Source organism: Paraburkholderia flagellata, from assembly GCF_021390645.1.
GTDB classification, from domain to species: domain Bacteria; phylum Pseudomonadota; class Gammaproteobacteria; order Burkholderiales; family Burkholderiaceae; genus Paraburkholderia; species Paraburkholderia flagellata.
The window spans coordinates 404,910-421,981 of record NZ_JAJEJT010000002.1 but is presented as its reverse complement, the minus strand read 5'-3'; the positions used below and the strand labels follow the sequence as shown (position 1 = coordinate 421,981).

General features: G+C 59.3%; 19 protein-coding genes and 2 pseudogenes. 7 read left to right on the top strand and 14 right to left on the bottom strand.

Annotated elements, in window-relative coordinates:
• Positions 1-49 precede the first annotated feature (49 nt).
• From L0U83_RS16305 to L0U83_RS16295, 3 genes are all read right to left on the bottom strand, one after another.
• Positions 50-793 (bottom strand): hypothetical protein, encoded by a 744-nt coding sequence (locus L0U83_RS16305; protein WP_233884673.1) that lies wholly within the window; start codon positions 791-793, stop codon positions 50-52.
• Positions 794-1,346: 553 nt separating this feature from the next.
• Positions 1,347-1,910, bottom strand: a complete 564-nt coding sequence (locus L0U83_RS16300) for a hypothetical protein (RefSeq protein ID WP_233884670.1) — start codon at positions 1,908-1,910, stop codon at positions 1,347-1,349.
• Between the two features lie 281 nt (positions 1,911-2,191).
• Positions 2,192-3,274, bottom strand: a complete 1,083-nt coding sequence (locus tag L0U83_RS16295; protein ID WP_233884668.1) for a helix-turn-helix transcriptional regulator — start codon at positions 3,272-3,274, stop codon at positions 2,192-2,194.
• 528 nt (positions 3,275-3,802) lie between these two features.
• Here L0U83_RS16295 and L0U83_RS16290 point away from each other — a divergent pair.
• The 3 genes and pseudogenes from L0U83_RS16290 to L0U83_RS16280 form a co-directional block, all read left to right on the top strand.
• Entirely contained in the window at positions 3,803-4,396 is a 594-nt protein-coding gene (locus L0U83_RS16290) for a hypothetical protein (protein ID WP_233884663.1), read from the top strand.
• Positions 4,397-4,419: 23 nt separating this feature from the next.
• Positions 4,420-4,785: a hypothetical protein gene (locus L0U83_RS16285; protein ID WP_233884659.1), complete on the top strand. Its 366-nt coding sequence runs from the start codon at positions 4,420-4,422 to the stop codon at positions 4,783-4,785.
• 249 nt (positions 4,786-5,034) lie between these two features.
• Positions 5,035-5,412: pseudogene (locus L0U83_RS16280) on the top strand (CbbBc protein); the annotation flags it as partial.
• Positions 5,413-5,803: 391 nt separating this feature from the next.
• Here the strand turns inward: L0U83_RS16280 and L0U83_RS16275 are convergent.
• The 7 genes from L0U83_RS16275 to L0U83_RS16245 form a co-directional block, all read right to left on the bottom strand.
• On the bottom strand, positions 5,804-6,235 hold the full coding sequence (locus L0U83_RS16275; RefSeq protein ID WP_233884655.1) for a hypothetical protein: 432 nt from the start codon (positions 6,233-6,235) through the stop codon (positions 5,804-5,806).
• Between the two features lie 88 nt (positions 6,236-6,323).
• Entirely contained in the window at positions 6,324-6,887 is a 564-nt protein-coding gene (locus L0U83_RS16270) for an HAD domain-containing protein (protein WP_233884652.1), read from the bottom strand.
• A gap of 130 nt (positions 6,888-7,017) precedes the next feature.
• The gene (locus L0U83_RS16265; RefSeq protein ID WP_233884651.1) at positions 7,018-7,413 is read right to left on the bottom strand and encodes a hypothetical protein; all 396 of its coding nucleotides are present in this window, start codon (positions 7,411-7,413) and stop codon (positions 7,018-7,020) included.
• Positions 7,414-7,600: 187 nt separating this feature from the next.
• Complete coding sequence (locus tag L0U83_RS16260) at positions 7,601-8,188, bottom strand: helix-turn-helix domain-containing protein (protein ID WP_233884650.1); 588 nt, start codon at positions 8,186-8,188, stop codon at positions 7,601-7,603.
• 93 nt (positions 8,189-8,281) lie between these two features.
• Positions 8,282-8,800, bottom strand: a complete 519-nt coding sequence (locus tag L0U83_RS16255) for a 3'-5' exonuclease family protein (protein ID WP_233884645.1) — start codon at positions 8,798-8,800, stop codon at positions 8,282-8,284.
• A gap of 57 nt (positions 8,801-8,857) precedes the next feature.
• Entirely contained in the window at positions 8,858-9,358 is a 501-nt protein-coding gene (locus L0U83_RS16250; protein ID WP_233884643.1) for an HAD domain-containing protein, read from the bottom strand.
• Positions 9,359-9,447: 89 nt separating this feature from the next.
• Entirely contained in the window at positions 9,448-9,924 is a 477-nt protein-coding gene (locus tag L0U83_RS16245; RefSeq protein WP_233884640.1) for a hypothetical protein, read from the bottom strand.
• A 389-nt stretch (positions 9,925-10,313) separates the two neighbouring features.
• Between L0U83_RS16245 and L0U83_RS16240 the strand changes: the two genes are divergently transcribed.
• Together L0U83_RS16240 and L0U83_RS40820 are read left to right on the top strand one after the other, a co-directional pair.
• Positions 10,314-10,679: a helix-turn-helix domain-containing protein gene (locus L0U83_RS16240; RefSeq protein ID WP_233884639.1), complete on the top strand. Its 366-nt coding sequence runs from the start codon at positions 10,314-10,316 to the stop codon at positions 10,677-10,679.
• Positions 10,680-11,359: 680 nt separating this feature from the next.
• A complete protein-coding gene (locus L0U83_RS40820) occupies positions 11,360-11,719 on the top strand; it encodes a DDE-type integrase/transposase/recombinase (RefSeq protein WP_373321056.1) in 360 nt (119 codons plus the stop codon).
• Positions 11,720-11,890: 171 nt separating this feature from the next.
• On the opposite strand, the gene L0U83_RS16230 is transcribed toward L0U83_RS40820, so the two are convergent.
• Positions 11,891-13,654 carry a tannase/feruloyl esterase family alpha/beta hydrolase gene (locus tag L0U83_RS16230; protein WP_233886536.1) on the bottom strand — a complete coding sequence of 588 codons (1,764 nt, stop codon included), beginning with the start codon at positions 13,652-13,654 and terminating at the stop codon, positions 11,891-11,893.
• On the opposite strand from L0U83_RS16230, the gene L0U83_RS16225 reads away from it, so the two are divergent.
• On the top strand, positions 13,653-13,835 hold the full coding sequence (locus tag L0U83_RS16225) for a hypothetical protein (RefSeq protein ID WP_233884638.1): 183 nt from the start codon (positions 13,653-13,655) through the stop codon (positions 13,833-13,835). The two genes, L0U83_RS16230 and L0U83_RS16225, sit on opposite strands and share 2 nt — an antisense overlap.
• A gap of 402 nt (positions 13,836-14,237) precedes the next feature.
• On the opposite strand, the gene L0U83_RS16220 is transcribed toward L0U83_RS16225, so the two are convergent.
• Entirely contained in the window at positions 14,238-14,429 is a 192-nt protein-coding gene (locus tag L0U83_RS16220; RefSeq protein ID WP_233884636.1) for a hypothetical protein, read from the bottom strand.
• A 262-nt stretch (positions 14,430-14,691) separates the two neighbouring features.
• A pseudogene (locus tag L0U83_RS16215) lies at positions 14,692-15,057 on the bottom strand (IS6 family transposase); the annotation flags it as partial.
• Between the two features lie 430 nt (positions 15,058-15,487).
• Here L0U83_RS16215 and L0U83_RS16210 point away from each other — a divergent pair.
• The gene (locus L0U83_RS16210) at positions 15,488-16,597 is read left to right on the top strand and encodes a CaiB/BaiF CoA transferase family protein (RefSeq protein ID WP_233884635.1); all 1,110 of its coding nucleotides are present in this window, start codon (positions 15,488-15,490) and stop codon (positions 16,595-16,597) included.
• 124 nt (positions 16,598-16,721) lie between these two features.
• Here the strand turns inward: L0U83_RS16210 and L0U83_RS16205 are convergent, their stop codons facing one another.
• A complete protein-coding gene (locus tag L0U83_RS16205; RefSeq protein WP_233884633.1) occupies positions 16,722-16,982 on the bottom strand; it encodes a DUF4148 domain-containing protein in 261 nt (86 codons plus the stop codon).
• Positions 16,983-17,072 lie beyond the last annotated feature (90 nt).

The following is a 17,072-nucleotide window of genomic DNA, read 5'->3' as shown; positions in this document are numbered from 1 at the left end:
TGTGACGATTGATTACCCGTTTAATGTGCTGCGCTGATAAGCGATGCGATTAAACTTTGGATCCCCCAGGGTGCGCTGTCCCTAGAGTAACTGATCTCCAGATCATTGCACCCTCTCCGCCGCGACATTCCGTGCAAATGAAAAGTAATGCATGGCCCTCTTCGTTCATCGCCAGATAAAAGTCGCCAATACGTCCGTTGTCAGGCAGTCGTCTACTCACGGAAGGAATTAACTGAATTTGGGGAAACGGTGCCTCGCTTACCATATTCTTTTGACGTGTCGGCATTCCTGTAACTGTACCGTCTTCGAGCCGACCTGCACTAAAGACGGCCCCGATTGGGCGAGGTCTAGTCTCCGCCTCCGGTGGTATAGAGGAAAACGTTTCACCGCCGTGCCCACGAATACCGGCTCCTTGGACAGCATGTCCCAAAACCCCAACCTCGGGTACGAGGCTTTCTATCGGTTCTTTCTCAACATCTTGCCCGCTCATTGCACGCCCAACGACTCCGACGCCGGTGTTTGTGGCGCCGTAAATTCCAACACCATTGCGACACACACCGATCGCTCCCACCCCAGATTGTTCGGATAGGGACTTAGCTGCCAGTCCAACGGAGCCAGAAGTAACCTCGTGATTTTCAACGGAGAGGGTGCAGTTTTGAGCAGCGTTAACCAAAATTATCGTCGCCTCATTGTCACCCGCAGAGTTCTTGCTCCCGATCTCGATGTCGGCTCCGTCAGCGCCATGGTTTCCCCAGTTAGTAAAATTAAGTGGGTTATCAGGATTGAAGGCCATTTTATTCCCTCCTTCTTCACTAGAAGATGATGAAACACGCTGGCCGCACCGGCGGTGCAGCACTGGTCAAAACGAAATCATCTGGAGGCGATTGAAAGAGAGTGACAGACGCCGCGAATGTCAGCGATCCGCCAGTTTTCTGTTGAATGCGACCAGGTGATCTCATGGACACCGTCGATCGTTGCACAGCCATGGGGGGCATCGGTATTTTCCTGCTCATCATCGTTGGAGTCTGGGTATTCGTTGATGCGTTGATGCTGCCTGGCGTTGTACGGCACTATAAGAACGCGCGGCTCCCTAGCAAAGATTGTCCTTGTGCCCAGGCAAGCGGCACTTCCGTCGCAGCTGCGAGCGCACCGGCCCGCAGTTGTGGGAAGTCAAACCTCGGCGGGCGCCGTGTCGAAGTTAGAAAAGACGCGCGTGGCCTGACGAGGCGGACGCCCTAACGTTGCGAGACAAACAGATTGCATGAAATTACTTGGCGGAACCGCAGCTCGCGTGCGCCGTGTTTGAAGCCCGCCGCTAGCATCGAGACATAGGTTGCCTATCGCGCCTATGTTTTTCCCGCAGCTTCGAGCCCTGTCGTAGCCATGTGCTCGCCAGCACGCGTAAAGGACGCCGCGAGTTCGGTATCACCCAGAAGCTTTCCCATCACCAGAAATTGAACGCCGAATGCCGTAATCTCGATCGGATCGGCACTGATAATCGGCGGATCGGGCGGCACGGGTTGGTGGGGAATTCTAAGTTGGAAGAAACGTGCAAGGATCCAGCGCAGATCGTTGCCGCACACATCGTCATCGATGCTCTGCACGAGTCGAATGGAATTCTGGGTCGCGTCTTTGGCGCCCGACGCGTTGGCGAAATCGTGCAAACGGACGACGTATTCCGCGGTTTGCCGTCCGAGTGCCGCAAAACGCCACGGATCTGGTTGAGGACGGAACCCGCGGACTGCGTGCACAGCCAACTGTGGAGGCCGCTCGCCGAGCACCGGGGCGCCGGGCCCAAAAGGTCCAAACGGCCCGTACGAGCGGCCACTGGTGTCGTCGGATGGAAAGTCGTCGAACACACCGAAAATGCGGATAAGTGCGGTACTCGACAGAGTGATCGTCTGGCTCATGCCTACGCTCCTGAATGATGGGCACACGGTGGCGCAACGACAGTCGACCTGCGAGTCGGCATCTAGAAACGGCCCGGTTCCACACCAGGACGTGCCGTTGCCGATCCAAAAGTAACCCGCTGCCGACACGCGCGTGATCCAGTCACGAACTCGCAAATGCCGCCGCTCAGATCCAGCACATCGTCGTGTTCGCATGTTGATTGTCATACTTCGCGATTCGGCAATTTCCCCCAGCGGTGGGGGGATTTGAGAGCTCGCCCCGAATGCCCAGCACGCCAGAACTAACGCTCGGCGAAAGCGGATTGATGAGCCTGCGATAGTCTGTGCGCGAGCCCATCCATGCTGTGGATATCGAACCGTTGGTAAATCTGGCGGACACTGTCTGTGACTGTACTTTCCTTAACATTCAATTCCGCAGCCATAGTCCGATAGCTGGTTCCGCACGCGAGGCGCGCGGCTATGAGCTGCTGGCGCCCACTCAGTCCAGCGACCTGTGCACCGGATAGCATCTGCAGAACTTTTGGCTCCTGGTGCTGGCAGTACAACACACACCCTGCATCGCCCTCAAGCGGATAGGCACGCCAGACGAAGCGCCCCCATCGATTTGCGATCGCCGTGACCGCTGGTCGGGCGTGCCGACCACTGCACGCACATTTCAGGCGGACGACCAATTCGGCGAGTACGGGTACAAGGAACAAAGCAGAACGGCCGTGCTCGCTGGTGCAATCAACCGTTTCGAGTACGAGCCGTTGGGCAGCACTGCTTTGGTGCAAAATGCGACTGTTCCAGTCCGCGATTAGAACGCAGGTACGGTCGCTATCGCCAAATGACGAATGTTGAAGTGCCGGATGTCGGATCGCATGTCCAAGGTGTCCGCCGAACACGTCGATCGCGCGCTGTTCGGCATCGGAGAATGACCGGCTACCTCGTTCGCGCATGAGGATCATCGATCCCCAGCCCCTGTTGCCCTGCCGCGCAACCACGTGAATGAAATGACGGCCGTTGCAGGGCAGTAAAACCTCGTCGTGAAATCGACTACGCGACAGCGCGCCATCGACATCGGCTGAATTGCGGAAATCGTGACGCAGTGACATCCAGTCAGCGAAGTCGCCTATCAAACTCGAAACTTGCCCAGCGCGCTGCAGCGCCATGTAGGCCGGAAGTGTCGCGTAGGCAGCAGGGCATTCGCTGAATACCCGCGCGAGCTGATAATGTTCGTCCGCCCAGATAAAGTGCCCAAAGTCCGCACCCGCTATCTCTCGTGCGGCTCGAAGAATCGAGACTATGACAGTCTCGCTGGGCAAGCCCAGTGAACAGAGGTGTCGGATGTATGCCCCTGCGCGTGTGCGGTTCGAGTTACGCATAGCGGTTTCCTCGAAATCAAAGGTTTGCAAAATTTTAATTCCGCTGCCGGAATCTACAGTTTGAAGTTTAGGGAATCCAATCCAGCGGGCAAAGAATGATCCGTAATTTGCTTCTTATTGAATCACCAGAAGCGCGCCCTGCATCAGTAAATGCGAGTTTGGATAACGCACTAAAATCGGTTCTCGACGCATGATGGAATAGATAACCGGCAGCTCGATCGTCGCGTTCCTACTTATTTCGAGAGGCATTTCAGCTTGAATTGTTACTTGCTACGACGCGTCTCTCTAGATTTTCGACCGACTCCATCAAATGATGGAGGTCAAATCGATCAGTTGCGCATACGATCAAAATGCACGGCAACTACCGTAGCAGTGACCTCTATGGTGGGGAATGTTTGCCTACGTAGATCCCGGGTATTCACGCCCCCGCTTTCCCCTTTCGAGCAACCGATATCTGACGGGTAAGGTCGTCTCTGCGGCAGGCACTACCCACCTTTGCGCATGGGCGCGCGTTCAGCGAGCATCGCCATGGCTACTGTGAACGACCTCTTCAAATTGTCCGCTTTCGAGGTGCAGCGCACTCAGGCAACGCCGCTCATCAGCTCGCTTCGGTTCGCTAATACTCTCATTGATATAGTGTTCTACGACGTCACTGCTTTTCATCGAGCGATGAAAAGCGACGGTTTGGACGTGATCGTCCACGCCCCATCCGATCACTGCGCGCAGTTTGCCCGCGCCCTTCAAGAGGTCGACCTAAGCGCGTTAGCAAATCCAGAGGGGGCTATCGTTATCGTCGACGCAAGTGTGACTCCTCACATCCAGTGCTTCTTCGACGTCTCGGAGTTCCTCCGCGCCAAAGACGGCGTGAGCCGCATTGACTCAATCTCGGTAAGCGGCGTGGGAAGCTCCGCGCTCGGATCCGCCGCACTCGCGTGGAATGCTTCCAATGCAATGGATAAGCCCGTGGCAGCCATCGTTCCCGGCTACGGATTAGCTGACTTCGTGCAGCAGGCACTGGGAGGTTTCTTCGGGTTCGGAATCTATACGTACTGGACTAAGCAGCCTCTTCAAAATGCGCTGGCCGTCTTATTGCCGGGAGCGCATCTGTGGGAAGGAATCTAGTTGCGACCGCGCCAGGAGCGAAGATGGCTCCGACCGGTGCCCCTGTCTTCCAGCATGGTAGTGGCTCTTCTGACGTACTGCACTCCATTCTGGAAAACGCCGACCACATCAGGACGTTGGTTGGACACAGCAAAGGAGCGCTGGTCATCGAGAATGCCATCGCCGACCTGGCGGAGGAAAAGCTGAGCCATCTCACGGTTCTAACTTTTGCATGCAGCATCGCCGAGCGGCCAGGTGTCGGCAAATATGAACAATTCCTTGGCACCTACGACGCGCTGGGCATCCTGGGCTCCGTCGGCAACCGCCCGGAACACGCGGTCCCGACGTGGCATAGCACGAATACCGAAATACCCCTTACGATGCACGTGGCAACACTGGCGCAGCCTTAGCATCTCACACCGATCGTCAGATAATTCCTCGCCCATTTTTGGCTCAAGAGATTCATGCCTCTCCTTAAGGTCATACCTGAACGGTAAGGCAGCTATTTAGCGTTGCAGGCGTCAGTTCACTGCCGCGGCCACGAGATACGACCGATGCCCGTTTTGGCCAGCATTTGCCGGCCAACATACCCAAGTCCAATGGCCGTTTCAACTTACTAACCGATACATAGAACCTTGGTGCCCTTCATGGAGTTTCATATGACCGAGCATCGCGAAGTGCCAGGTATCAGGAAGTATGAAGGCCATGCCGGCGGTTGGGGCGCGCTTCGTGCCGCGACGGATGCCGTCCGGATGCAGATGGACACTGTCAAGGCGCCGATAGCGCTGTTGCGGATAAACCAGCCCGACGGCTTCGACTGTCCGGGCTGCGCCTGGCCCGACAAGGAGCACCGGTCGACGTTCCAGTTCTGCGAAAACGGCGCGAAGGCGGTCACGTGGTAGGCCACGACCAGGCGCGTGACACCCGACTTCTTCGCGAACAACACGGTCTCGTCACTGCTGCGCATGTCCGACCACAAACTGGAAGCGATGGGCCGCCTCACACAGCCGCTCGTCTACGATCGCGCAGCAGACACGGCCGATCTGTGTCGATGAGTCGCCAGTAACCAGGCCTGTGGGTTAAGGATGTCTCAAGTGGCTCAACTGGCTGTTGTCGGGCCAGAAGCGGCCCGCTCTGGAAAACCAGGTTATGTGACCGCTCAGGGTCGTGAAGACCCGTTCGACGGCGGTGAGAGCTGCCATTCGTCGACGCCGGTTCGCGAATGGCAGCAAACCAACCTGCAGCCGACGCGCCGGTACCTTTCGCCGAACGACTGCAATGGCCGACAACTTCCCAGCCGAGACACCGCGCGAATGACTGCTCCCGTTGCGACCTGCCGCCCCCTCTCATCAGGTCGTAAGGGAGAGTTGTGGGTCGGTCACCAAGCACCAGCAAACGACGAATGTCGACGCGGGCGCCCGCCAGGCGCTATCCATGCACGGCCCCCACAACGTGATCCTTCGCTGCCGCCACGACTGCCTTGGAGTCCGAGGTCATGGCCTCGCGAGGACGCTTGCCATGCAGCATGCTGGAGGTCGACTCAAACCAGGAGGCAATCCGCAGCGGGCTGTAGCCTGCAAGAACGCCCAGAATCTCTGCGACTTCGGGAACCGGGTCGCCGGTTTCGTCGAACAGGTAGGCGGGGTACAGAGGCTGGCCGGCCAGTTCGACGGCGAAAATCCTGGCTTCCTTTTTCCACTGGTTCGTCACGGCCTGCGGATCGGTCGCATCCGGATCGTGTCGCTTGCCGACGGCTTGCGCCGTCAACCATTCCGTTCCGTTGATGATCGCTGCGACGGCCTCCGCCGATGGATCGATCGTAGTCTTGCCGGTCCGACCAATGCGGCGATGTGCTTTCATACCAGATCCCTCACAAGCTGCAGGTGCCCAGCCAGAATCGGACCTTGCAGGACGGGGCTGGTGGCGTCGCTGTTCGTACGGGATGCCGTCAAACGAAACCCCCGTCAGCACCGTATACTTCGGCGAGCCAGTCCCGGATCCGTTCCTGTGCCTGCGCGTCACCGATCCCGCGTCGGGAGTCGAGCAGGACGAGATGTGGCTCCAGCGCGAGAAAGTCGGTTCGCAGGTCATGTGCGCCGTAGACGGAATCATCGATCGCCAGCCAGTTCTTCAGGCGATGTTCAAAAACGTACGCGCGAATGATATAGGTCCGCGCGATGCCAGTCTTCCAGTCGCCGAAACGTGCCCTGTAGCCCAGCGTTGTGCCGGCGACGCGCCTGGCAAGCGGCAACGGCAGGTATGAAACGACCTCCTCAACCGGCAATCTGCTGAGCCAGGAGGTGGTGAGTACGATTTCGACCTCGGGCCATGGTTCGAGCAGGCTGACCAGCAGTGGCGAAAATTCAAACAGCGGGTTCCCTGTATCGAGGGATATCTCACCGCTTTCGTCAAGCAATGCGTGGCCGCGATGAAGCGCTCCGTCATAGTCTACGAAGAGTGTTGGCACTGGCTCGTCCAGAACCGGCACCAGCGGCTTTGGTTCGTTGCTCAAGCTCAGATCCCTGGCATCATGACTACGGTTCTCACATTGTCGCGGGGGCGTACGCGGCTTCGCAGGGCAAAAGATGGCGAAGCTGGGGTCCTCCTGACCGGCAAGGGCCGGGTATATGCGACACCATTGGTCAGCTGTTCGTCGAGTGGTCTGGACATCGGGTTTGCATCCACTCAGTGCGGATCGTCTGTCCGGGTTTGCCGCATATTTCGCACAGCCGGCCGCTCATCATTTCGGCCAGCTCAATCATGGCTCGCTGTCGCGCGTCAGCGCGTGAGCCGCTGAAGCGCAGCGTCCCGAACTTTTCCTTGACCTGCGCTGCGACAACCTGCGGTGCGCCGTGCCTGGTAGCGTGTTGCAGTCCCGCGCACAATACATCGATCAGATCGAACCAGCCGTCTCCGCACTCGAATCCCCACAGGGAGAACACCGTTGGCATGGCGTCTGTCGTGTCGGCGGCTACCCGGCTGACCGCGAAGATGTGCGGATATCTTTCCCGCAGGATGTTCGATAGTTCTTCACGCATAGCTCTCTTTCTCCGCTCACTCTATTGAAGTTTCTCCCTGCGGTCGTCTGGCAGCGTCGCCTCGTTCCGGGCCTGCTGTGACTTTGGCCGGCGAGCCGCTTCATGCGCTCATCCCGGCCCGTTGCTTTTCACGCGACATAGGTGTCTTGATTCCCCGGGGCCGCGGCAATTCCGTCAACGGCGCGAATCACTCAGGAGGCTCCGATGGCGGATTCGCTCCCCCTGGATGCGAAACCGGAGGCGTCAGCAGTTGCCCCGGCGCGAGCAGGAGCGCACACTCCCACGCGCGAAGCTGATTGGCGGTGAGCGCCTTCGGAAACGTCCCCCGTTCCCACTGCAAGAGTGTCGGACGGGACACAGCACAGGCTCGCGCCACTTCAGCAACCGACAGGCCAAGTTCCTCGCGCAACCTCCCTGCACGCGGGCCGAGTTCCTGACATCGGGCGCGTGGAATGCGCTCCTTCTGGCCCGGTTGCCCGCTTTCGCAGCCCACCGCATTTCCTGATTCGAACCCGGAATCAGGCAACGGCTGACCCTCATGACTGAGCAGCCATCCTTGCGGCGCCTGCAGAGCTGCCTCCAGGGCGATCACGGTGCCAGCCGAAAGGGTGTCGGGCAGCCTTCCCTTTTCCCAGTGCACAAGGGTCGATTTCGCCAGTTTCGCATTGCCCGCGAGTTCGACCTGGGTCAGCCCCAACGCCCTGCGGCGCTCACGCAGCCGCTGCGCAATCCGCGGCGCGTCGGCTCGCGGAATCCACTCACGGTCCCCGGTCATCCTGGTCTCCTGTCTGCGTGACTGCGATGTTCACGGCAAGCATTGCGTCCGGTTGCAAAAACCTCTCTTGCAGTCGCATCACGGCCACCATATTCACCCGGCAAACGCGTACGCATTGGCCCGCGCGTCATGCAGCGCGTGGTGCTCGCCACCATGCAGGGCGAAATATGCGGCACGCCGCTCCCTGTCGCGACGGCCCGCGATATTCTCGACTCTCCAGCCACGCGGGAGCGGGGCGCCCAGCAGGAACCGGAACAGGTTCAGGTCCGTCTCGTAGTCGTAGCAGAGCACCGGCGCGGCATCGCCCGGTACGCTCACAAGCCAGGCGGACAGCGCCTCGCGCAGCTGCTCAAACCGCATTGCGCGCCCCTCAAACTGACCGAGCTGCGGCAGCACCACAGCGCGAACAAAGTCACTGCACCACGCCGAATCGAAGTCGGTACGCTCGCCGTAGAACTCGTCGCCGTTCTCGCCAACAATGGCGAGACTGATCAGCTGGCACTGCCGGAAGTCGGTAAATTCCGTGTCGATGAAATAGTGGCTCTTCGAGCCACCCTCCAGTTCGGCCGGCAGTGGCCAGAGCAACGCGCCGTGAAAGCCTGAATCCGTCATGTTCCGTTATTCCACCTTGTCACGCACCCATCGCTTCCAGTGATAAGCGGCGGATTATCACGGCCAGCCCGCTTCAGGACGGTGCATCGCGGCAAGCCTCGCCTGCAGCTGCGCGAGGACCGCCGGATCGCTGATGCCGAGCACGGGGTCGGTGTGCAGCAGGTGATCCCGGCAGACCGCCGGCCAGCCCGCATCATCGTCGTCGAGCGCGAGCCACGCCGCGGGCCGCCGCCGGCACACGTCGCCCCAGACCTGCACGCCACGCGGCACAGACCGGAACCACGCCGGATCCATCCGGCCGTGGAAGGTCGCGCCGACCACGCGTCGGCGCAGCTCCGGCGGCAGACGGCGGGCCACCTTGCGCACGCTGCGGAACACCCGCACCCAGCTCGTGGACAGCACGATTTGCAGCTCTGGATAGGGGGCGAGACAGCGCGCGAGCAGCGCCGCGTGTTCAAGCACCACATGTCCCGGCGGCGTGGCGACATAGGGACCATAACCCGGCCGGCGCCAGACATCCTCCGGATGAAGCACCCCGTCGAAATCGAGATACAGCACGAGGCCGCCTCTCCAGCGTGGCCGCATGTCTCGCTCCTCAATGCCTCCGCGCGGCTCCGAGTCCAGTTGCGCACCACGGCCGGCCAAGGTTAGCAACGGGCCGCTGCGGCCGGCGCCTTCGCTCGCCAGAGCCGTCTGCCGCGCGCGGGCTTTGCCGCCAGGGCGTACGGCACCGATAACGTGCGCCCCGCTGCCGTCGTGAACCGGGTCACCTTGAGCAGCTGCTTGCCTGTGCCGCGATGTTCGTACTCGGTCACCCCCACCCGGATCTCGCAAAGCGGTTCGAGCGTCCACTTTTCGACCTCCCGTGCGAGTCTCGTGCTGAGGATGGCCGCGTCACGCAGAACGACCTCTCCTCCGACGAACTGCTCAAGCGTCGCAGCCGTTTCGGGCAGATCCAGCATCACGATCGTCGGGACGGCACGCGAGCGCGCCTGCGACACCCTGAGAATCAGGACGTCCCGCGGTAGCAGTTGCTGAACCGCTGACCATACCCCTTTGCCCGGCAACCCGCCGAAAGGCACGTTCAACGCAGGCACACGGTTAATTTCACTCGTCACAAACATACAGCCACTACCTCAAACGCTTTCATTACCAGCGAACCGCCCGGCGAGCACGCGGTCCTCGCTGCAAAGTTCGATGAAAAGGAATCCACAGACAGACGACCACAGAAGCTCGTTTCAGCTTTTCTACTCGACCTCGTGCCCGTCCGAGAGTGCGCACACAGATTGCCCACGCCCAGCAACGCGAACACCCCAAAACTACGCAATTGAGACGACAGAGGACCATCCGATGCTAGGGCATCTGAGCTCTCGTTTGCCAAGCCGGAACGCTTCCGGGCAACATCAACTGAAAAATCAACATCACATGTTGCCATTCAACATTTCGTGATGTTACCAGAAGCCGCCACCAAGTAGACGATTCATGTTGACTCCCAACATGAGGTGATGCCCCTGTGGCGACAATCGATGAAGAGAAATTTGCCCGGAGACTGGGCCGCGCGTTGGCCTTGGCCAGAACAGAAGCTGGTCTTACGCAGGAGCAGGTTGCCGCAGCGTTGGGCGTATTTTCAGAAACCATCAGTCGATTTGAGCGAGGCACCAACTGGCCAACACTGCCTCGTCTAATTGCCCTCGCAAATCTCTACGCAGTTCCGCTCACGAAACTGATAGGACCGAGTTCCCCACGGGCTCTCGATGCCGCAAACACCTTGAATGAACATTTGACAAAGCTCGGCGAAGAGGACCTCGTTTGGGTAACTGACGTCGTGGCAGAACTCTGCGAACGACTGGCCAAACCAGCCGGGCGGCGGAGACACTAATAAGCTGAGCAGGCATCCATGAGCCAATGTTGCATCGTGGTGTCGTAGGTGCCCCGCTTGTGCTGTCAACCAATATGCAGCGCTAGACTGCGATGCCTATACAGAGTGCACAACGATCAGATGAGATCGTGAAGGTATACGAAGTTGCTAACGCAACCATATTCAATGGCTCGATGACAACTTTTATTATGTTAAATACTCGTGATCGCGGCCACTGCGGCACGGCATAGTTCGGAACTGCATGCCAAGGCGCGCGTAGACCGCGCAATGGAGATCTATATCGACAAGGTGATAGCACCATCGCAGGGCTCAAGCCAAGCTCCGATGACACAGCTACCGTCGCACGACGGCTCGACCTGAGACGCCATACAGCAACTCAGCGTACGACACACCGTCGAAACTAGCTCCGATTGGAGGTTAGTATCCGCAGAGACGCGCGGCCATGGCATCCGCTGCGTGAAGAGGCGTTTACATCTGTGGAGGCTCTAGTTCAATCGCCAACGCCAGTGTTAAAACCCTCCGTAAGCGCATCTGGGTACCGTGCCGCGCTCCACGGGGTGATGCCCACCGCAGTCCAGACGGCATCATACTCCAACCCGGCAGTCTCACCTCTCCCATCGCCTCTGCCGAAACGGCATATCTGAAGCCCCCTAACCAATGCAAGGAGTCCGTTCGCCACGGTGACGGGGTCACAGGGAAATTTGACGCCGTTGCAACGACGTGATTTACGGACAAGATCAGCAATCAAGTGTCGCTGGACATCCACTAAGCGCTCGTACGTTTCTGCCAACCTTCTTGAACGTGTGCCGAACCCAACGCCGATCAAGATCCGGCAGAACAAATACCTGAATAATGTCGTCGAGCAGGACCACCGTGCCATCAAGCGCATCATCAAACCGATGATGGAGTTCAAGAATTTCCGCTGTGCGCGCATCATCCTGTCCGGCATCGAGATTGTCCACATGATCCGCAAGGGACAAATGTGTGACGATGGCATTGCATCGACTGCTGCCGAGCAGTTCTACTCCCTCGCAATATAAGCAGTCCTCTTCATCGCTGGTACTTTCTCATCCTGTCCCACTTAACGCGACACAACCAAATCGAGGCATGGTCAGTACGGGCTTGCCGTATTGCGGTGCCAGAATCGCCCCTGCCAGGCACATCCCTGTACTGATGAGAACAGGGGCGATCAAGAGTTGTCAGCGGAAAGACTACGGGAACATACGATAGCTGCTCCAGTCGTTACCACCTTTGCAGTCAAGTCCAGTAGCCTGGGCATGGCACCCGCTTTCGTAGCCCGGCGAATAAAGCCAGTTTCCGAACCAGTTCACATTGCTGCGCGAGTTACCCGTCGGCGTGTATGCCACGAAATTCGCCGCGTCGCTCGTGCTGCCCGATCCGGTGTAGCGTGCCACTGCCGGGAACGGGAACACGGGGCGGGTAACCGTGATTTGACCGGTCGAATCCACAACCGATGCGATGATCTTGCCCGGCTTCGAGCCTGTCTCAGCCCACGCCATCACTTCGCTCACGATGTCGAAGGTGTTCGGCCCATCTCCCTGGCCGCAATGTGCGACGCCCGGGAACAGATAAAGCCGCGCAAACTGGTCAACCTGATTGGCGCCCATGACGTCTTGCATCCGGTAGTAATACTGGATCGTCCCGAGTGGCGTAATGTGTTGATCCGCCAGGCCGTGCCACAAGATTAGCTTCCCTCCGCGACTTTCGAACGGACGCAGGTCTGGATCCGTTGCCGCAAGATAGCTTGAGGTCGGGATGGTTTTCATGAAGTTCTCAATCGTGAACTTCAGGTTGCCGAGCGTGGCGTTCGTGTTCGTGCCGTTGAAATAGTCGAGATATTGCAGGAACGGCAGAACGAAGTTGAGGGCGCCGCTCGGCCCCGCGGCCGTAGTCGGGATGAAGATCGTCCAGTTCAGTTCCGAGCCCCATTCACGCGAAATCGGTTGCTCGAGATGAACGCCGTTGGCATCGGTGGCTCCATCGTGGATCAGGCGAACGACGTTCGCCTCTGCTGGTGACAGGCAGGTCGCTGCCGCTTGCCCTTTCTTGCAGAGCAGGACTGCCGGATCGAAATGGCATTCTTCCGGATTGTCTACCCACCCGTCGGTGACACCGTGTTGTGTGCCGCACGCGCTCAAGACGGCGGCATGGATCAACGGGAGCTTGTCGGCCAGCAAGATGTAATTCCCAGTTGCCGGATCAATGTTCACCGCAGCGGCCCAGCCGTGATGGAACGTGTTCTGCACGATGAGGTCATTTGCGGGCGCGCCTGCGGCGATACCATCGAAGTCATCCGGATAGCGCTGCGCTTCCATCAGCGCCTCACGGCCGCCATCCGAACACCCGTCGAAATACGAGTAGCGTGCGGGCCTTGCATAGAATTTGTTGATGATCGCTTTGGACACCTGCGCCGTAGCGTGCTCCGCGCGATAGGCAAAATCGATCTTGGCCTGGGGAGAGAGTGCCCATGAGCCGTCGTTAGCCCCTTCGTGGCCCATGTCAGTCGCGGACATAGCGATTTGTCCGTTGGTGACAGGCACACAGGTCGAGGCCATCGGGGCATTGATGGACAGGTTGCCACACAGTCCGCCGCACCCCGTTTGCAGATATCGTTGTGTCCAGCCCTGAGTCGGCAACTGCAGCTCGAACATCGAGGCTCCGGGTCCGATCGTGCCTTTCACGTCACACACAGTCGAAGGAAGGGTGCTGAATCCAACAACTGTCCCGGCCGGTAGCACCGTCGCGGAGGTAATGGTAACTGTGCCATCGGTCACCCCGCTCAGGTCGAGGCTTGCCACCGAAGCGCAAGGCATCGCAGGCAAGACCGCAGGAAGATTGGCGAGCCCGGTTGCCGCGTTTGCGCCCAGGGGCCACGCGCTCATCACCATCAAGGCGACAACGCCGGCAAACGCGGCCAACCATCGGCTCACGTCGCCCAGCCGAAAGAGTCTCATGTTGATCAAGGCTCTGCTCGCAACAAGCAAGCCTCCTATCTTCCTCCCTGCTATGCAGAATACAGGCATCTTCGTCTCCTATCGTTATCGCTCATTAGCCGCCGGCCTGACGCTCAAGGCGACGGCCACTGGCTCCGGGATTGCACGCGCACCGGTAGCCGACCCGATGCGCGCTCACTGACGTGCGCCCTGTTGTTTTCAAGAATAGGGAACGCAACGATCGGTAATCCAATGCGAATCCATACGGAAGTCGATCTATTTGACTTATCGCGGGATGAGAAGAAACCCGGACTGGAATCCAAATGACGGCGGTGCAGATTTCGCCTGCGTCTCGGGAACGGGGTGTCTGGCGAAAGACCAGGACACCACTCCGATGGGCGGAGAGGCGTGCTGCGAGGTTCCTGATGAGGCAGATTCGGAATTCGAACCACCGCAAACCTGCACTGCGGGCGACTCATGCTTCTGCGGTCCTGCCTGCTTCGCTGGCACGTTCACGGGTCTCCCGACACAGCGTTCAGCTTGTGGCAGGCGCCGCCGCAACGCGGTCCTGCTCAGGGGTTGGTGGTGAGTCGCAGGGCTGCGCTCAGCACAGCAGTACTGTCTTGTTGTCCTGCGCCACCGCACCGCCCACGGTGCACACGGGACCAGACCAGCCGGGCAGCACGCCCGGCGGCGCGATCCCCGGGAGACCCGGTCCCGGCCCGAATGCCAGCTGCACGTGCACGATGCACGGCTGCTGCGGCAAACCCGGCGCAGGATGCACGGGTGGCGTCACTTTTCGAAAGACCAGCGCCAGATGGGCACAGATGGCCTTCCATTGTTCAGGCGTGGGTTGCTGGCCGCCGTTCAGTTCGAGAAAACCGTTGAGTCAAAAACAGAAGTCGCGCTCAGACATGACAGGTTCTCTCAGGGGCTGCGGTGCAAATTCGGTAGGTCCGCGAGAAGTCGCCCAATCTTCGGAGACCTAAACGGGCTGAAAGAACCGCCATCCAGATCGAGGGCGAAGTGGTATCTTTGAGGCGCACGCTGGTGAGATCGAACTGGCCTTTGCGAATGCGATGCATCAGTTCGATACCGGAGAGTGTGGTGGCTGCGTTCCGGAACCGCTTGAACCCGAGCATCACGTTCACCCGTGATTTGATGTAGCGGTCATCCTGCTCGATCAGATTGTTCAGGTACTTCGAGGATCGCAATCTGGTTCGCATGGGTAGCGACCCGTCGGTCTTCATCTCGCGGACCGCCAGATGGGATGCCGCATAGCCGTCCAGCGTGATCGTTTCAGGAGCGCGCCCTTGAGTTCCGATCGCTTTCAGAAAGAACTCCTTTGCTGCTGCCACATCACGCCTGGCGCTGAGGCGAAAATCAATCGTCTTTCCCGCCCGGTCAACAGCGCGATAAAGATAATCCTTCGTCGCCTGATTCCTTCCCTGAACGTACTGCTCGGCTTCGAGTCCAGTAAGCAGGCAAATCCGGCACCTCGAGGAATTGCTGGGTTTTCCCTTGTTTCGCAGGCTGCACCGGTCGATTCGGCTCAGGCCAGGTGCTGTACGAAACGATGGCCAACACGCTGCAGACCGCCGCAGCCTCGGGACGGGGAAATCCCTTTCATTCGATTACCCCTTCCTCGGAAGATCGCCAGCGCTTCGGATTGGTCCGAAACGCTGCACCTTCTTTTCCACCGTAGTATTAGGACAGCTACTGCTGGGAGTTGCGGCGTGTGTCCTGTTCACCGGCCCGTGCAAGGCTCACAGCAATTCGTCCATTCGGACGGCGAGTCATCGGATCGAAAGCGCAATAATCGCGTACAACGTCAACGCACAATACGGAGACTTCATGCTATCCGGTATCAAAATCGTCGAGATCTGCGGCATCGGTCCGGGGCCGTTCTGCGCAATGCACCTTGCCGATCTCGGTGCTGATGTTATCGCCGTCGAACGCGCCGAACGGGCGCCCATTGGCGCGCCCAACGCCGGCCCCAGCGTCATCAATCGAGGCAAACGCTCCGTGATTGCAGACCTCAAGAGCGACGAAGGCCAGCAGCTCGTGCGGCAACTCGTGGAAGGCGCCGACGCCTTGATTGAAGGAATGCGACCCGGGGTCATGGAGCGTCTCGGGCTCGGTCCGGTTGAATTGCAACGAATCAATCCGCGACTCGTGTACGGGCGCGTAACAGGCTGGGGCCAGTCCGGCCCGCTTGCTCAGGCGGCTGGCCACGACAATAACTACATTTCACTTTCCGGCTCGCTTTACCACAACGGCGGGTCAGGCGAGCCGCCATCCACGGCATTCACAGTGCTTGGTGACATCGGCGGCGGAGCACTTTATCTGGCTGTCGGTCTGCTGGCCGGCATCCTCAAGGCCCGCGAAACCGGCAAAGGTACAGTGGTCGACGCCTCGATCGTCGACGGATCCGCCCACATGTTGCAGTTGCTGCTCGCTACGAAAAAAGCAGGCCTCGTGGCCGGCGATCGCGGCGAGAATGTGCACGACAGTTCCCCCTTTTACGGCACCTACCGCTGTGCGGACGGCAAGTACATCACGCTTGGCTCGCTCGAACCGCAATTCTACGCACTCCTGCTCGAAAAGCTGTGCCTGAAGGACGATCCGCGCTTTGCGGAACAGTGGAACCGCAAGGCATGGCCCGAAGCGCGGCGCTTTCTGGCAGACCAGTTCGCTTCGAAGACCCGTGAGGTATGGAGCAACCTGCTCGAAGGTACCGATGTCTGTTTCGGCCCGGTCCTGAGCCCGGCCGAAGCGGCGCGACATCCGCACAACGTGGCACGTGGCGTATATTTCGAACGCAATGGGGAGCTTCAAGTCAGCCCCGCCCCTCGCTTCGGCGGCAAGACAGTGGAACCGGGCGCTCCTCCTCAGCCAGGGCAACATACCGATGAAGTCCTGTCGGCTTTAGAAAGCCGCAGTGAGGTTTGGAGGACCTCCTGATGGAACCGTTCCGGTAGAGACCGGGCTGCCCCCTGGCGGTATCCACCATCGGTTACAACTCAACAGACGTAGTCGCCGGAATTCGCGCCGTTTTGATGCTGCCATGCAGAGTGTGCTGGCGCTTCTACTGTTCCTTACCGACTCCCGCTGCGTTCCCACGCTGAGCGGTGACGATACGGCCGGCGCGGATCGCGTTACGTGGATAGTCGACCGTCTCTAATGGATTGAAGCCCGCGGCGCGCCACGCCACGAGGTCTGAGTAGACTTGCGTGCGGGTCTGCGTAGCCGATGAGTCGTAAGGGTTCGACGCAGTCTGCGCGAATGCCGACCCCACACAGAAAGCGCCAACGATTATGCCTGACGTAATACGAATGGCTGATTTCATGACATCACCTCGAGCGGCGAAACCCGCTCTGTTATGTTAGGTGACGGATCAAGCAAAGCAAAGACTACGGCGACGCGAAAGCGGACGTGG

What these genes read in the sequence shown, in the direction of transcription:
- L0U83_RS16305 (WP_233884673.1), bottom strand. Translation starts at nt 793, where the DNA reads ATGGCCTTCAATCCTGATAACCCACTTAATTTTACTAACTGGGGAAAC.
- L0U83_RS16300 (WP_233884670.1), bottom strand. Translation starts at nt 1,910, where the DNA reads ATGAGCCAGACGATCACTCTGTCGAGTACCGCACTTATCCGCATTTTC.
- L0U83_RS16295 (WP_233884668.1), bottom strand. Translation starts at nt 3,274, where the DNA reads ATGCGTAACTCGAACCGCACACGCGCAGGGGCATACATCCGACACCTC.
- L0U83_RS16290 (WP_233884663.1), top strand. Translation starts at nt 3,803, where the DNA reads ATGGCTACTGTGAACGACCTCTTCAAATTGTCCGCTTTCGAGGTGCAG.
- L0U83_RS16285 (WP_233884659.1), top strand. Translation starts at nt 4,420, where the DNA reads ATGGCTCCGACCGGTGCCCCTGTCTTCCAGCATGGTAGTGGCTCTTCT.
- L0U83_RS16275 (WP_233884655.1), bottom strand. Translation starts at nt 6,235, where the DNA reads ATGAAAGCACATCGCCGCATTGGTCGGACCGGCAAGACTACGATCGAT.
- L0U83_RS16265 (WP_233884651.1), bottom strand. Translation starts at nt 7,413, where the DNA reads ATGCGTGAAGAACTATCGAACATCCTGCGGGAAAGATATCCGCACATC.
- L0U83_RS16260 (WP_233884650.1), bottom strand. Translation starts at nt 8,188, where the DNA reads ATGACCGGGGACCGTGAGTGGATTCCGCGAGCCGACGCGCCGCGGATT.
- L0U83_RS16255 (WP_233884645.1), bottom strand. Translation starts at nt 8,800, where the DNA reads ATGACGGATTCAGGCTTTCACGGCGCGTTGCTCTGGCCACTGCCGGCC.
- L0U83_RS16245 (WP_233884640.1), bottom strand. Translation starts at nt 9,924, where the DNA reads ATGTTTGTGACGAGTGAAATTAACCGTGTGCCTGCGTTGAACGTGCCT.
- L0U83_RS16225 (WP_233884638.1), top strand. Translation starts at nt 13,653, where the DNA reads ATGTTGATCAAGGCTCTGCTCGCAACAAGCAAGCCTCCTATCTTCCTC.
- L0U83_RS16230 (WP_233886536.1), bottom strand. Translation starts at nt 13,654, where the DNA reads ATGAGACTCTTTCGGCTGGGCGACGTGAGCCGATGGTTGGCCGCGTTT.
- L0U83_RS16210 (WP_233884635.1), top strand. Translation starts at nt 15,488, where the DNA reads ATGCTATCCGGTATCAAAATCGTCGAGATCTGCGGCATCGGTCCGGGG.
- L0U83_RS16205 (WP_233884633.1), bottom strand. Translation starts at nt 16,982, where the DNA reads ATGAAATCAGCCATTCGTATTACGTCAGGCATAATCGTTGGCGCTTTC.